Source organism: Ruegeria sp. CF4 (assembly GCF_056537345.1).
In genome coordinates this window covers 634,751-647,923 of record NZ_JBQFRJ010000001.1, presented here as the reverse complement: position 1 = coordinate 647,923, position 13,173 = coordinate 634,751, and the positions used below count along the sequence as shown (strand labels likewise).

Here is a 13,173-nt window from a genome sequence, read left to right as displayed (position 1 = left end):
AGAGCAGCAATGAACGAGATCAGTAGTATCGAGCAGGCAGCGGCACAGATTCAGAATCCGGAAACCATGCCGCATTCGATCGAGGCCGAGCAGCAACTTCTGGGCGCGATTCTGACAAATAATGATCTCTATGACCGGGTCGCCTCGATCATCGGGGCCGAGCATTTCTATGATCCGGTTCATGCCCGCATCTATGAGGTGGCAGCCACACGTATAGCCAAGAATGCGCTGGCCTCACCCGTGACGCTGAAATCCTTCATGGCCGAAGACGAGGGCCTGAAAGAATTGGGCGGCCCGGCCTATCTGGTCAAACTGGCCGGAGCCTCGATCAGCGCCTTTGCCGTGCATGACTATGCTCAGATGATCTATGACCTCGCCATCCGGCGCGAGTTGATCCGGCTGGGTCGCGACATCTCGGACAAGGCAGCACGGGTCGATGTATCCAGTGAGCCCAAGGAACAGATCGTCGAAGCCGAGCAACAACTTTACCAGCTGTCCGAGCAGGGCCAGACCGAACAGGGCTTTCAATCCTTCCTCAAGGCGGTCACAGAAGCCGTCAACGTCACCAACGAGGCTTACCAGCGCGGTGGCGGCATGGCGGGGATTTCCACCGGTCTGGCCGACCTGGATAAGCAGCTTGGGGGTCTGCATCCGTCCGACCTGATTATTCTGGCGGGGCGCCCATCGATGGGGAAAACCTCGCTGGCGACCAACGTGGCGTTCAATGTGGCCAAGGCCTATAAACGCGGCACCAAGCCGGATGGTTCAGAGGGTGCCATTGACGGCGGCGTCGTTGGGTTCTTCTCGCTCGAAATGAGCGCCGAGCAGCTGGCAGGCCGGGTTCTGGCCGAAGCTTCCGAGATTTCCTCACACAAAATCCGGCAAGGCGACATGACCGAAGCCGAGTTCCGCCGCTTCGTGGACGCGGCCAAGGAACTGGAAGCTTGCCCGCTCTTCATTGATGACACCCCCGCCCTGCCGATCTCACAACTTGCCGCCCGCGCGAGGAGGTTGAAGCGGACGCACGGCTTGGACCTGCTGGTGATCGACTATCTGCAGCTCTGCCGCGGCATGGCCGACAATCGCGTGAACGAAATCGCCGAGATTTCGATGGGCATGAAGGCCATCGCCAAAGAGTTGAACATCCCGGTGATCGCGCTGTCTCAGCTCTCCCGTCAGGTGGAAAACCGCGACGACAAACGCCCGCAACTGTCTGACCTGCGGGAATCAGGCTCGATCGAACAGGACGCTGACGTGGTGATGTTCGTGTTCCGCGAGGAATATTACAAGGAACGCGAAAAGCCCGGCGATCACGAGCTGGAAAAGATGGAAGAATGGAAGCAGGCTATGGAACGCTTGCACGGCAAAGCCGAAGTCATCGTCGGCAAGCAGCGCCACGGCCCCATCGGCACGGTCGAGCTATCCTTCGAGGCACAATTTACTCGCTTCGGCAATCTGGTCAAACCCTGGCAACAGGACGGTCAGATCGAAGGGTACTGACGCCTACCAGAGCTCGGGCCGGTTCAACGCCTCAACACAATGCGACGCACCCTTGAGGGGTGTCATCTCGGCTTCGGTCAGAGATTGTGCCAACCAGCCGTGCGGATAGCTCAGCTTCATTGGAGCCTTTGCAAACGCCTCCGAGATCGGCTGGAAGCCGGTTTTGCCGTAATAAGCCGGGTCGCCATAGGTGAACACCATATCAACCCCCGCCTTACGTAACTGATCCAATCCATGCGTGATCAGCGCTTGCCCCACGCCACCCCTCTGATGTTCTGTGCTGACCGCGACCGGTGACAAGATAAACACCTGCCGAGCGTCCTGATCAAAGCGTAGACGGGACAAGCAGATGCAGCCCAGCAAAGCGCGCCCTTTTACCGCTGAATACGCATAGAGTTCGCCATCCGGCGTGGTCGTGATCAGGTCATGCACCAGTGACCCGATCAGCTTGCCTTCGTCTGCACCTTCCGAAGCGGTAAAAACGGCAGTGAAAAGCGCCACAATATCGGCTGCGCGCTGGTCGTGACCAGATATGAACTGGATGGCCATGTTGATGCCTCTCATTCCCATGTAATCGGTGGGCATAGCGCCCATGCCCCGTGTGGCAATGCAACCGGCACATCGGTTTGCTCAACAACCCGCGTGAAAAACATGAACGATAGGCCCCGCCAACGCGTTTTAACACTGATGTGAATACAATCCGATACCTTTTGCCGCTTTGCGACAAGTCGCGCAAATCCTTGGATTTATTGGCCTCGCGGCGCGGCGATATCATATCGATACATGAAACCCGTTTTCAAATCACCATTCCCTCTTGACCTTGGAACGGGCAATGTCTTGAACGGGATCATGAGTACTGCACGTTTAACGATCAATCTGCACGCGCTCGCCCACAATTGGCGCGCGCTGGATGCAAAGACGGAAGTCGAAACCGGCGCCGTGGTCAAGGCTGACGCCTATGGTCTGGGCGCGGAACCGGTTGCCTGGGCGCTGGCTGAAGAAGGCGTGCGCAAGTTTTTTGTCGCTGCTGCCGAAGAAGGCGCCATCGTTCGCGAGGCCGTGGGACCCGAGGCACTGGTTGCCGTGTTCTCTGGCCATATGGAAGGCGATACCGATCTGCTGCGCCACCATAATCTGACTCCGCTGATCAACTCCCCCGAGCAGTTCAAACGTCACCTCGAGGCGCTGCCGGATCATCGTTTCGGCATCCAGCTGGACAGCGGAATGAACCGTCTGGGCCTGGAACCGGCGGACTGGGCCGAACTGCGGCACAAAGCGTTGGAACTTGATCCACTGGTGGTGATGTCTCATCTGGCCTGCGCGGACGAACCCGACCATCCGATGAACCGCCAGCAGCTCAACACATTCAAGCAGATGACCGACGGGGTTGAAGCCCCCCGCTCGCTTGCCGCAACCGGGGGCACTCTGCTGGGGCCTGAATTCCACTTTGACTTCTGCCGTCCGGGCATCGGTCTCTATGGCGGGATGCCCTTTGCCGGAGCCAAGCCGGTGGTGACTGTTGATCTTCCGGTGATTCAAGTGCGCGACGTCGCGGTGGGTGAGACCGTGGGCTACGGCAACAGCTGGACCGCGCGCCGCCCGTCCAGGATCGCAACCGTCGCGGCGGGTTATGCCGATGGGCTACATCGTGCCATCGGCGGCGGCATTGATACATTCGCTGGTGATCAGCCCTGCCCGGTGGTAGGACGTATCTCGATGGACCTGATCACCGTGGATGTTACCGACTTGCCGTACAAACCTGATCGCCTGCGTATCCTGAACGGGCACCAAACCGTCGATGATCTGGCCGAGGCCGCCGGAACCATCGGCTATGAAATCCTGACCTCGCTCGGCAGCCGCTATTCCCGAGGCTACGTGGAATGAACCCCATCTCATTGCTGGGTGAGCTGGGACGCGCCATCCTTAACATGCTGGCCGCGTTTGGCCGCGTCGCGCTGTTCGCGCTCGACGCGGTTTCGCATATTTTCCGCCCCCCGTTTTATCCGCGCGAATTCGGCATCGCCCTGCTGAACATCGGCTGGCTGTCCCTGCCCGTGGTTGGCCTGACCGCCATTTTCACCGGCGGCGCGCTGGCGCTGCAGATCTACGCAGGCGGCGCGCGTTTCAATGCTGAGGCCGTGGTGCCCCAGATCGTCGCCATCGGCATGGTGCGAGAGCTTGGCCCGGTGCTGGTCGGCCTGATGATCGCCGCCCGCGTGACGTCTTCGATCGCCGCCGAGATTGCGACGATGAAAGTGACCGAGCAGATCGACGCTCTGGTCACTTTGTCCACGCACCCGATGAAATACCTCACCGCCCCGCGCGTGCTGGCCGCCCTAATCACCGTCCCGGCGCTGGTCGGGGTCGGAGATATCATTGGCATCGCAGGCGGTTACACCGTGGCCACGCAAAATCTGGGCTTCAACCCAGCGGCCTATCTAAAAAACACCGTAGACTTCCTTGAAACCCGCGACATCGTCTCGTCGCTGGTCAAAGGGGCCGCCTTCGGCGTCATCGCCGCCATCATGGGCTGCTACTACGGCATGTCCTCGGGCCGCGGCGCGCAGGGCGTGGGCCGCGCCACCAAAGGTTCGGTCGAGGCCGCCGCCGTGCTGATCCTCGCCGCCAATTTCGTACTCACAGGGGTGTTCTTCTCGCTATGATCCGGATGGAGAACGTACATAAGGCCTTTGGCGACAATCACGTGTTGCAAGGCATGAACCTTGAAATTCCCAAGGGTACCTCGATGGTCATCATTGGCGGTTCGGGCACCGGCAAATCCGTGGCACTGAAATGCATCCTCGGCCTGATCAAGCCTGACAGCGGCATGATCTATGTCGACGGCAAGGACGCCCAGAAAGGTGACCGGGATGCGTTTCTGGCGCGTTTCGGCATGCTGTTTCAGGGTGCTGCGCTGTTTGACTCCCTGCCCGTCTGGCAAAACGTCGCCTTCCGCCTACTGCGCGGCTCGCTGAAACGCCCGGCGGATGAGGCGCGCGAAATCGCCATCGAAAAACTGCGCCGCGTCGGTCTGAAATCCAACGTCGCCGACCGCTTCCCCGCCGAGTTGTCAGGCGGCATGCAAAAGCGCGTCGGCCTCGCCCGCGCCATCGCCGCCGAGCCCGAGATCATCTTCTTTGACGAGCCCACCACCGGCCTCGATCCCATCATGTCCGGCGTCATCAACGACCTGATCCGCGAGATCGTGACCGAGATGGGAGCCACTGCGATGACCATCACCCACGATATGAGTTCGGTCCGCGCGATTGCCGACAACGTGGCCATGCTGCACGGAGGCGTGATCCAGTGGACCGGCCCGGTCAGCCAGATGGACGCCTCGGGCGATCCCTATGTGGAGCAGTTCATCAGCGGGAGTGCAGAGGGGCCGATTGAGGCAGTGCGCTAATCTTTCTCACTCACTAGCCAGTTTTTCGCGCTCGCGACAACCTCATCTGGAAGCAATTCGGCTTTTCGAGATTCGAGATTTAACAAGACGCATTTGAACACTGTTGAGAATACAGTTTTTCTGTCGGCAGAGCGCAGCAATCTGTGTCGGAAGGTGACCGACTTCCCGCCTATCTCGAGTACCTCACTCTCCATCTGAATAGCCTCCCCCGCTCGAAGTTCGGCGAGGAAACTACTCTCCGCATGTACCACCGCAAATGATAGCTTCCGTCCCGAACGCATATCGTCTGCGTTCAATCCCATCTCCGATTGGATAGCAAACACCGAATCTGAGCAAGCCGCAAAGTACCGCGAGACATTCATATGCCCCAGAAAATCGCAATCCGAAGGATCAACAATTGACTTGAAAGCCACAAAAGCTGGCATCTGAGGTCTCCCCACTGACAAAAACGAGTTTGAATTCTTGAATTAAGCTAACACATAACTGAAACGCGTCGCCCGATAGGCGGCGGAACACCTAAAAAGTACATATGACCCTCCGCCTCGCCACCCTTTCACTCCTGATCCTCTACCCCATCGCGTGGTTCGCCCCGCTGATGCGCGCAGGGCTCTTGCCGATCTTCGGTCTCAGCGAAATAAGCGTCATCACCGGGCTCCAGTCCTTGTGGAAGTCCGACATCTTCCTCGCGTTGATTGTCACCGTCTTCGCCCTCTTCGCACCCTACATCAAAACCATCGGGACCGCGCTGATCCAATGGAACCTGCTGGACCCGCGCGTCCAACCCGCACTGAACATCCTCGGCAAGCTGGCGATGGCCGATATCTTCCTCATCGCGCTTTACATCACACTGGCCAAAGGCATCTCATACGCCACCATCGAAACAGCCTGGGGCCTTTACCTGTTCACCGGCTGCATCCTCGCTTCGTTGACCCTAGGTCACATTACAGAGATGACATCTGGATCACGAAAACCTCAGACGTAATTGATTGAAAACGCATTTCTGAGTATCTTTATGATATTTCGAGCAGCAACGTTTTTGTAGTTCACGGGTCCTCAGCGGACCAGATCGTGCTTGATTGTCGTCCGCTTTGACCCGGTTTCGTATCGGTTAAAGAAGGAGATCGACATCATGGCCGCCCTTCACTCTATCACATTGCAATTTCAGAATGCCTTATTGAAACTGACATTTTTCCTGATCTGCGCCGCCGCATTATTCGCGGTCACAACAACTGTTTTGTCCGCCTTCGGTATCCTGCCGTGGCTGTCCCTGCAGGCTGGCCTCAGCGGTGGTGCCGCGATAGACGCTGGTCCCTACGTTCAGATCGGCCTGACCGCGCTGATCCTTATGCTGACCTTCTATCTGCCCTCAAGCGCCCGAATGATGGCGCTGGAGCGGACGCACCGCAACTTCTCTCTCAACATGCAGGATGTGGCCGGTGCCTACCAACTCGCCCATGCTGCTGACCGCAACGGCACCTTCGCGCTGTCATCCGAATTCGACGCGGTGAAAGAGCGTATGGCCTTCCTGCGCGACCATCCCGATCTTCAGGGGCTTGAACCCCAGGTGCTGGAACTGGCCGCACAGATGAGCCAGATCAGCCAGGAACTGGCTGAAACCTACGGAGATGCCAAAGTAGAGCGCGCCCGCGCCTTCCTGCGGCAACGGCAGGAAGAGGTCGAGCAATTCCAGCAACGGATCGAAGATGCCCAGACCATCCAGCACGAGCTGCGTCAGTGGACCCGCGATATCGAGATCGAGGAATCCATCGCCAAATCCCAACTCGCGCGCCTCAGGGATGAGCTGTTCGACCTGCTGCCGGAACTGTCGGCGCAGCTGCAATCCCCGACGGACGATCAAACACCCGGCAGCGTGGTTGCCATGACCCCGCCGCGTGCCGCGGAATAGGCGCTTTCAGCGCCCGCCGCAGAGGATGGCCCGCAGGGCCTGACGATGCGGCGCACCCCCGGCGGTGAGGAAAGCCCGCAAGGGCTTGAAGAACCGCCCCGCCTGGGGCACGAAGGGCGGCATGGCTAAGACAAAATCCTTCACCTGCTCCGCCTGCGGTGCCTCGCATACAAGATGGTCCGGTCGCTGCGATGGCTGCGGCGAATGGAATACCATTGTTCAGGAAGCGCCCCTTTCGGCGGGACCGGCCAAGAAATCACTCGGCGGCAAGCGCGGCCAGTCTATCGCGCTCACCGACCTGTCGACCGAAGAAACACCTCCGCCCCGCACCCTCTGCGGCGTAGAAGAACTGGATCGCGTCCTTGGCGGTGGTCTCGTCCCCGCCTCGGCCCTGCTGGTTGGTGGAGACCCCGGTATCGGCAAATCCACCCTTCTTTTGCAGGCGGCTGCCCGCTTTGCTCGCAATGGGATCAAAACCATCTACGTCTCGGGTGAAGAAGCCAGTGCGCAGGTTCGGATGCGCGCACGCCGGTTGGGTCTGGAGGAATCGCCCGTCCAACTGGCCGCTGAGACCAACCTGCGCGACATCCTCACCACGCTAGAGGCCGAAAAACCAGGCCTCGCCATCATCGACTCGATCCAGACCATGTGGGCTGACAATGTGGATAGCGCGCCGGGCTCGGTCAGTCAGGTCCGCGCCGCAGCGCATGAACTGACGACATTCGCCAAACGCCACGGCGTGTCGATCATCATGGTTGGCCATGTCACCAAGGAAGGCCAGATCGCTGGCCCCCGCGTTGTCGAACATATGGTCGATACCGTACTCTATTTCGAAGGTGAGCGTGGACACCAGTTCCGCATCCTGCGCGCGGTCAAGAACCGCTTTGGCCCGGCGGATGAGATCGGCGTATTCGAGATGACGGGCAAGGGTCTGGCCCAGGTTACCAACCCCTCGGCCCTGTTCCTGTCGGAGCGTGGCACACCCTGCCCCGGATCAGCCGTCTTCGCAGGCATCGAAGGCACCCGCCCCGTGTTAGTCGAACTGCAGGCACTAGTTGCGCCCTCGCCCCATTCGCAGCCCCGACGCACGGTGGTGGGATGGGACAGCGGGCGGCTCGCCATGATCCTCGCCGTACTCGAAGCCCGTTGCGGCATCCCCTTTGCCGGGCTCGATGTCTATCTCAACGTGGCCGGAGGGTTGAAAGTCTCTGAACCCGCCGCAGACCTCGCGGTTGCCGCCGCACTGCTCAGCGCCCGCGAAGATACCGCCCTGCCTGCCGATACTGTGGTTTTCGGAGAAATCTCGCTGTCGGGGGCACTTAGACCCGCCCCACAAACCGAAAACAGGTTGAAAGAAGCGCAAAAACTTGGTTTCACAGCGGCAATTGCTCCGGCGGGTGGCAAAACCGGCACTGTGGCAGGTCTGACACTCACCCGACCCTCTGATTTGGTGGGGTTTGTTGGCGAAACCTTCGGAGCAGGTTAAGGTCGCGCCCCGAGGGGCAGTAAAAAGAACAGGCGAGGGCCATGGAAGGTTTTACAATAATTGACGGGGTTGTCGCCCTGATCATCGTGCTGTCAGGCCTTTTGGCCTACTCACGCGGTTTCATGCGCGAGGTTCTGGCCATCGCGGGCTGGGTCGCCGCCGCCGTTCTGGCATTCATCTTCGCACCGCAAGCCGTGCCGCTGGTGAAAGAGGTCCCGGTGGTCGGAGAGTTCCTGCGCGACAGTTGCGAGCTTTCGGTTATTACCGGCTTTGCTGCGGTCTTCGCAATCGCTCTGATCGTGGTTAGCATTTTTACACCGCTGTTCTCATCGCTGGTGCAACGCTCGGCGATTGGCGGGCTGGATCAGGCGCTTGGGTTCTTCTTCGGCATTGCACGCGGCATCCTGCTGGTTGCGATTGCGTTCTTTGTCTACGACACCGTGATGACCGGTCAGTCCTATACAATCGTCGACGAAAGCCGCTCGGCCAAAGTGTTCGAACAGTTCAGCGGTAAAATCGAAGAACAAAACCCCGAAGCTGCGCTGGGTTGGGTCACCGCCCAGTATGAACAGCTGGTTGCCAGCTGCACCGCAGACAGCGCGTCGGAAGGCTGAACGCAGTCAAACTGAACTGATGAAAGCCCGGCTTCGACCGGGCTTTTTCATGCCCAGGCCGCAGGGATCAAACGAACCCTTCTCCACCGCAGATATTGCACCGGATGCTTTTCAGCCCAAAACACCCGTCGCACCGGCTTGAGATAGGTTTGCCGAATTGGTCGCGACTCTTGACCACCTCGCCGCTGCCTTTGCAGATCTCACAGGGTGCGCGGCCGGCCCCGCGACAGCGATGACACCGCCGTTTGACGGGTTCTTCTTTTGGCCTGTTCTGTTTGTGTTGCCACATAGCTGTGCTCCACCCAGTGTTGCCAGAGTGTCTGCAAAAACACTCGCGAACATATGACAGCATAGGTCTGCCCATTTGTCATCCCAAACCCACGGCATGTACAAATCTCGCCTGTGGCAAATCACAAATGTGATCCTTTGATGACACACGCATCGTTTGGCATTATGTGGAGGCCGTACCGAGATGGAATCGGAGCTGCCGATCTTGCTGTATCTGTTTTCTTTCGCACTAGCCGCCCTCGCGCTTGTGCCTGTTTGCCGCCTGAGCGGTCAACAACACCACATTCGGATACCGACCCGCAGCCGACCCGACCGAAACGCCAGCCAGAACAAGTCATAGAAATTGGAGCCCGTGTATGTGTGGGATATTGGGGATCGCAAGCCGGACACATGATGTCTTTGCGGAAATCTATGACGGGTTGCTGATGCTGCAGCACCGGGGTCAGGATGCCTCAGGCATCGTGACCTATAATGGTGAATTCTTCCGCGAGAAAAAGGCCAACGGCCTCGTCAAGGATGTATTCAACGCCAGCGACGCCGAAACCCTGCTGGGTAAGGTCGGCATGGGCCATGTGCGCTATCCCACCGCAGGCTCGCTCAGCGCGGCCGAGGCGCAGCCGTTTTTCGTGAACGCCCCTTATGGCATCTACCTCGTCCATAACGGCAACATCACCAACACCGAAGAACAGCGCGAGAAGGTCACGGCCAAGTACAGCCGCCACCTGCGCACCACGTCGGATTCCGAGGTCCTGCTGAACGTGCTGGCCGACAAGGTCGCTGATGCGATCAAGGTGAATGGCAACGCCGACCCGATCCGCAACCTGTTTGCCGGCGTGAAAATGACGATGGAGCGCATTCAGGGCGCCTATTCGGTGATCTGTCTGGTCGCCGGCGTCGGCATGCTGGCCTTCCGTGATCCCTATGGCATCCGGCCTCTTTCAGTGGCGAAACGCGAGGCACCGGGCGTTGGGGATGATTATGCTTTCGCCTCGGAAGATGTGGCCTTTGGCATCAACGGGTTTGATAAGCTGCGCGACCTGCGCCCCGGCGAGGCGATTCTGATCGATCTTGACGGCAACATGCATGAGTTCCAAGCCGTCGAAGGCAAGCTGACCCCTTGTATTTTCGAGTATGTCTACCTGGCGCGGCCAGATTCCTTGCTGGATGGCGTATCGGTCTACAAGACCCAGATGCGGATGGGCCAAACGCTGGCAAAGCAAATTCAGGACTCGGGCCTTCAGATCGATCGGATCATCCCCGTTCCAGACAGCGCCCGCCCTGTCGCGCTCGAAGCAGCCAAGATCACCGGCATTCCTTACCGCGAGGGCCTGGTGAAGAACCGCTATGTCGGCCGCACCTTCATCATGCCCGGTCAGGAAGAACGGCAGAAATCCGTGCGCCGCAAACTCAACGCGGTGCCGTTGGAGTTCGACGGGCATAACGTGTTGCTGATCGACGACTCGATTGTGCGTGGCAATACAATCAAGAAGATCGTCCAGATGTGCCGTGAGGCCGGTGCAAAGAAGGTCTATATCGCCAGCGCCTCACCGCCGGTGAAATATCCCAACGTCTATGGCATCGACATGCCCACCAAGGCCGAATTGGTTGCCAATGGCAAAGAGATCGAAGAAATCCGTGAGGAACTGGGCGCAGATGCGCTGTTCTATCAGCATCTCGACGATCTGATCTGGGCCGCCAAGGAAGGTAACCCCGAGATCGAAGCCTTCGACTGTTCCTGCTTTGACGGAAACTACATCACCGGGGTGAACGAGGACTATCTGGACAGCCTCGAAAACAGCAGCCGGGTCAGCAAGAAGCGTGAGGATATGCAGGTGGTCGGCAGCTCATGGAACGCGGCGAAACTGGCCTCGGGCTGAACGCTGTCTGACAGGCAATCCGTTGAGCGATAGCATGGAAGACCAGTTGCGGGTTGGCTGTAGGGGCCCTCGGTCAAAATCCGCTCATCATTTTTGCTGAGTCCACAGCGGCTTGGCCGGGTGGCATTTCTGCTCCCCCAGATGTGAACATAACGGCTCTTTAGCTCCGATATAGCCCATGTTACGCGGCGCCTCGAACCACTCACTATACGGGGTCGGGGCGCGTAGCCCGACCGCAGATCATGGCAAATACAACGGTCAAAAGCGCAGCCACACAGCGGGGTGCGCTCAAGAAGAATTCGGTTTCGGTCCTGGGCGTATTTGGCCCAAAGGCCGAACTGCAGGCTCTGGTCCGATTGTCTTCGGGGCGGGTTAAGAAGGTGAAATCCGGCGGTCGGATGGGTTCTGGTCGCGTGGTGGCGATTGACGAACAGGGCGTTGTGCTGCGACAAAGCGGCCAGAACCGCCGGATCGACATTCCCGGCGGTTGATCCTGACTTGACGCTTTGCGCGGACGGGTTCAAACCCCCCTCATGACCGATCAGACCAAAATCGCCCTGATTACCGGGGCCTCACGCGGGTTGGGCGCGGCGCTGGCCGAAGCCCTTTCCCCCGACTATCACATCGTCGCCGTCGCCCGCACCCAAGGCGGGCTGGAAGAGCTGGACGACCGCATTCAGGCCAAAGGCGGCTCGGCCACCCTGGCCCCGATGGACATCGCCGATCCCAACGCGATGGCAACGCTGTGCCGGGGTATTCATGACCGCTGGGGCAAGGTCGATCTGTGGCTGCACACGGCGATCCACACCTCGGCGCTGACGCCTGCGCATTTTGTTGATCCGAAGGAATGGGCCAAGGCGGTCAACACCAATGCGACGGCCACCTCGGTTCTGATCCCGTATGTGACGCCCTTGCTTGGCGATGCCGGCCATGCGGTGTTCTTTGATGACCCGAAAGCGGGCGAGAAGTTCTATGGCATCTATGGCGCCACCAAAGCAGCACAGATGGCGCTGGCGCGCAGCTGGGCCGCCGAGACAGCGCGGACCGGTCCGCGCGTATCGATTGTTGAGCCTGCCCCGATGCCCACAGCCGTGCGCGCGCGGTTCCATCCCGGTGAGGATCGGGATGTGTTGACCAGCACTGCGGATGAGGCGGCGCGTATTCTGGCGCAGCTATAGGGGATGGCCCTTGCGGGCCATGCCTCCGGCGGGGATATTTTTGGCCAGATGAAGCGGGCGGATTACGCGATATGGACGCCGTTGCGCCCGGCGAGGTCGACGAAAAATTGCCAGGCCACGCGGCCCGAACGCGAACCGCGGGTGGCTTGCCATTCGATGGCCTCGGCGCGCAGGGTTTCCGGATCGACCTTGACGCCATGGGCGGCGCAGTAGCGGTCGATCATGGCAAGGTATTCGTCCTGATCGCAGGGGTGGAAGCCCAGCCACAGGCCGAAACGGTCGGAGAGTGAGACCTTTTCCTCGACCGCCTCAGACGGGTTGATGGCGCTGGAGCGTTCGTTTTCGATCATGTCACGCGGCATTAAATGGCGGCGGTTCGAGGTGGCGTAGAACACCACATTCTCAGGGCGGCCTTCGATGCCGCCGTCCAGTACCGCCTTGAGCGACTTATAATGCTGATCATCGTGGCTGAATGACAAATCATCACAGAACAGGATGAACCGGTGCGGCGCAGAGCGCAGGTGGTTCAGCAGGCGCGCGACCGAAGCCATATCCTCGCGCTGCAGTTCCACCAGTTTCAAGTCGGGATGCTCATCCTGCAGCGTGCCATGGACGGCTTTGACAAGGCTGGATTTGCCCATTCCGCGCGCGCCCCAGAGCAGCGCGTTGTTAGCCTTGTAGCCAGCGGCAAAGCGGCGTGTGTTGTCCAGCAGCGTGTCACGAGACCGGTTAATCCCCACCAGCAAATCCAGATCGACCCGGTTGACCTGAGTGACGGGCTCCAGCCGGTCGGGTTCCACATGCCAGACGAAGGCCGGGGCCGCGTTGAAATCGGGTGCGGCCAAGGGCGCGGGAGCCATTCGTTCCAACGCGTCTGCGATGCGGTTCAAGGCTTGATCGTCCATCGGCTCCTCCGGG

Annotated in this window: 14 protein-coding genes; 11 read left to right on the top strand and 3 right to left on the bottom strand. The window is 59.5% G+C overall.

Features of this window, described 5'->3' with window-relative positions:
• The first annotated feature begins 9 nt into the window (after positions 1-9).
• On the top strand, positions 10-1,500 hold the full coding sequence (locus ACR0NF_RS03230) for a replicative DNA helicase (RefSeq protein ID WP_480469636.1): 1,491 nt from the start codon (positions 10-12) through the stop codon (positions 1,498-1,500).
• 3 nt (positions 1,501-1,503) lie between these two features.
• On the opposite strand, the gene ACR0NF_RS03225 is transcribed toward ACR0NF_RS03230, so the two are convergent.
• The gene (locus ACR0NF_RS03225) at positions 1,504-2,085 is read right to left on the bottom strand and encodes a GNAT family N-acetyltransferase (RefSeq protein ID WP_480469635.1); all 582 of its coding nucleotides are present in this window, start codon (positions 2,083-2,085) and stop codon (positions 1,504-1,506) included.
• A 264-nt stretch (positions 2,086-2,349) separates the two neighbouring features.
• Here ACR0NF_RS03225 and alr point away from each other — a divergent pair, with 264 nt between their 5' ends.
• The 3 genes from alr to ACR0NF_RS03210 are packed head-to-tail and all read left to right on the top strand — an operon-like array spanning position 2,350 to position 4,906.
• Complete coding sequence (gene alr / locus ACR0NF_RS03220; protein WP_480469634.1) at positions 2,350-3,384, top strand: alanine racemase; 1,035 nt, start codon at positions 2,350-2,352, stop codon at positions 3,382-3,384.
• Positions 3,381-4,163, top strand: a complete 783-nt coding sequence (locus tag ACR0NF_RS03215; RefSeq protein WP_480469633.1) for an MlaE family ABC transporter permease — start codon at positions 3,381-3,383, stop codon at positions 4,161-4,163. The genes alr and ACR0NF_RS03215 overlap by 4 nt, the downstream gene beginning before the upstream one ends.
• The gene (locus ACR0NF_RS03210; protein ID WP_480469632.1) at positions 4,160-4,906 is read left to right on the top strand and encodes an ABC transporter ATP-binding protein; all 747 of its coding nucleotides are present in this window, start codon (positions 4,160-4,162) and stop codon (positions 4,904-4,906) included. Before ACR0NF_RS03215 ends, ACR0NF_RS03210 begins: the two co-directional genes overlap by 4 nt.
• Here ACR0NF_RS03210 and ACR0NF_RS03205 read toward each other — a convergent pair.
• A complete protein-coding gene (locus ACR0NF_RS03205; RefSeq protein WP_170470693.1) occupies positions 4,903-5,331 on the bottom strand; it encodes a thioesterase family protein in 429 nt (142 codons plus the stop codon). The genes ACR0NF_RS03210 and ACR0NF_RS03205 overlap by 4 nt on opposite strands.
• Before the next feature lie 104 nt (positions 5,332-5,435).
• On the opposite strand from ACR0NF_RS03205, the gene ACR0NF_RS03200 reads away from it, so the two are divergent.
• From ACR0NF_RS03200 to ACR0NF_RS03170, 7 genes are all read left to right on the top strand, one after another.
• A complete protein-coding gene (locus ACR0NF_RS03200) occupies positions 5,436-5,888 on the top strand; it encodes a paraquat-inducible protein A (protein ID WP_480657463.1) in 453 nt (150 codons plus the stop codon).
• Between the two features lie 147 nt (positions 5,889-6,035).
• A complete protein-coding gene (locus ACR0NF_RS03195) occupies positions 6,036-6,812 on the top strand; it encodes a DNA repair protein (protein WP_480777762.1) in 777 nt (258 codons plus the stop codon).
• Positions 6,813-6,933: 121 nt separating this feature from the next.
• Positions 6,934-8,298 (top strand): DNA repair protein RadA, encoded by a 1,365-nt coding sequence (gene radA / locus ACR0NF_RS03190; RefSeq protein ID WP_480666827.1) that lies wholly within the window; start codon positions 6,934-6,936, stop codon positions 8,296-8,298.
• A gap of 41 nt (positions 8,299-8,339) precedes the next feature.
• Positions 8,340-8,912: a CvpA family protein gene (locus ACR0NF_RS03185; protein WP_480469627.1), complete on the top strand. Its 573-nt coding sequence runs from the start codon at positions 8,340-8,342 to the stop codon at positions 8,910-8,912.
• A gap of 644 nt (positions 8,913-9,556) precedes the next feature.
• The gene (gene purF, locus ACR0NF_RS03180) at positions 9,557-11,077 is read left to right on the top strand and encodes an amidophosphoribosyltransferase (protein WP_480469626.1); all 1,521 of its coding nucleotides are present in this window, start codon (positions 9,557-9,559) and stop codon (positions 11,075-11,077) included.
• A 242-nt stretch (positions 11,078-11,319) separates the two neighbouring features.
• Positions 11,320-11,568 (top strand): pilus assembly protein PilP, encoded by a 249-nt coding sequence (locus ACR0NF_RS03175; protein ID WP_480777761.1) that lies wholly within the window; start codon positions 11,320-11,322, stop codon positions 11,566-11,568.
• A 42-nt stretch (positions 11,569-11,610) separates the two neighbouring features.
• Positions 11,611-12,255 (top strand): SDR family NAD(P)-dependent oxidoreductase, encoded by a 645-nt coding sequence (locus tag ACR0NF_RS03170; RefSeq protein WP_480777760.1) that lies wholly within the window; start codon positions 11,611-11,613, stop codon positions 12,253-12,255.
• 62 nt (positions 12,256-12,317) lie between these two features.
• On the opposite strand, the gene ACR0NF_RS03165 is transcribed toward ACR0NF_RS03170, so the two are convergent.
• Positions 12,318-13,160 carry an ATP-binding protein gene (locus ACR0NF_RS03165; protein WP_480657457.1) on the bottom strand — a complete coding sequence of 281 codons (843 nt, stop codon included), beginning with the start codon at positions 13,158-13,160 and terminating at the stop codon, positions 12,318-12,320.
• Positions 13,161-13,173: the final 13 nt, after the last annotated feature.

Bases quoted from the DNA above. Each gene is read 5' to 3' on its own strand.
- ACR0NF_RS03230 (WP_480469636.1), top strand. From the start codon at position 10: ATGAACGAGATCAGTAGTATCGAGCAGGCAGCGGCACAGATTCAGAAT.
- ACR0NF_RS03225 (WP_480469635.1), bottom strand. From the start codon at position 2,085: ATGCCCACCGATTACATGGGAATGAGAGGCATCAACATGGCCATCCAG.
- alr (WP_480469634.1), top strand. From the start codon at position 2,350: ATGAGTACTGCACGTTTAACGATCAATCTGCACGCGCTCGCCCACAAT.
- ACR0NF_RS03215 (WP_480469633.1), top strand. From the start codon at position 3,381: ATGAACCCCATCTCATTGCTGGGTGAGCTGGGACGCGCCATCCTTAAC.
- ACR0NF_RS03210 (WP_480469632.1), top strand. From the start codon at position 4,160: ATGATCCGGATGGAGAACGTACATAAGGCCTTTGGCGACAATCACGTG.
- ACR0NF_RS03205 (WP_170470693.1), bottom strand. From the start codon at position 5,331: ATGCCAGCTTTTGTGGCTTTCAAGTCAATTGTTGATCCTTCGGATTGC.
- ACR0NF_RS03200 (WP_480657463.1), top strand. From the start codon at position 5,436: ATGACCCTCCGCCTCGCCACCCTTTCACTCCTGATCCTCTACCCCATC.
- ACR0NF_RS03195 (WP_480777762.1), top strand. From the start codon at position 6,036: ATGGCCGCCCTTCACTCTATCACATTGCAATTTCAGAATGCCTTATTG.
- radA (WP_480666827.1), top strand. From the start codon at position 6,934: ATGGCTAAGACAAAATCCTTCACCTGCTCCGCCTGCGGTGCCTCGCAT.
- ACR0NF_RS03185 (WP_480469627.1), top strand. From the start codon at position 8,340: ATGGAAGGTTTTACAATAATTGACGGGGTTGTCGCCCTGATCATCGTG.
- purF (WP_480469626.1), top strand. From the start codon at position 9,557: ATGTGTGGGATATTGGGGATCGCAAGCCGGACACATGATGTCTTTGCG.
- ACR0NF_RS03175 (WP_480777761.1), top strand. From the start codon at position 11,320: ATGGCAAATACAACGGTCAAAAGCGCAGCCACACAGCGGGGTGCGCTC.
- ACR0NF_RS03170 (WP_480777760.1), top strand. From the start codon at position 11,611: ATGACCGATCAGACCAAAATCGCCCTGATTACCGGGGCCTCACGCGGG.
- ACR0NF_RS03165 (WP_480657457.1), bottom strand. From the start codon at position 13,160: ATGGACGATCAAGCCTTGAACCGCATCGCAGACGCGTTGGAACGAATG.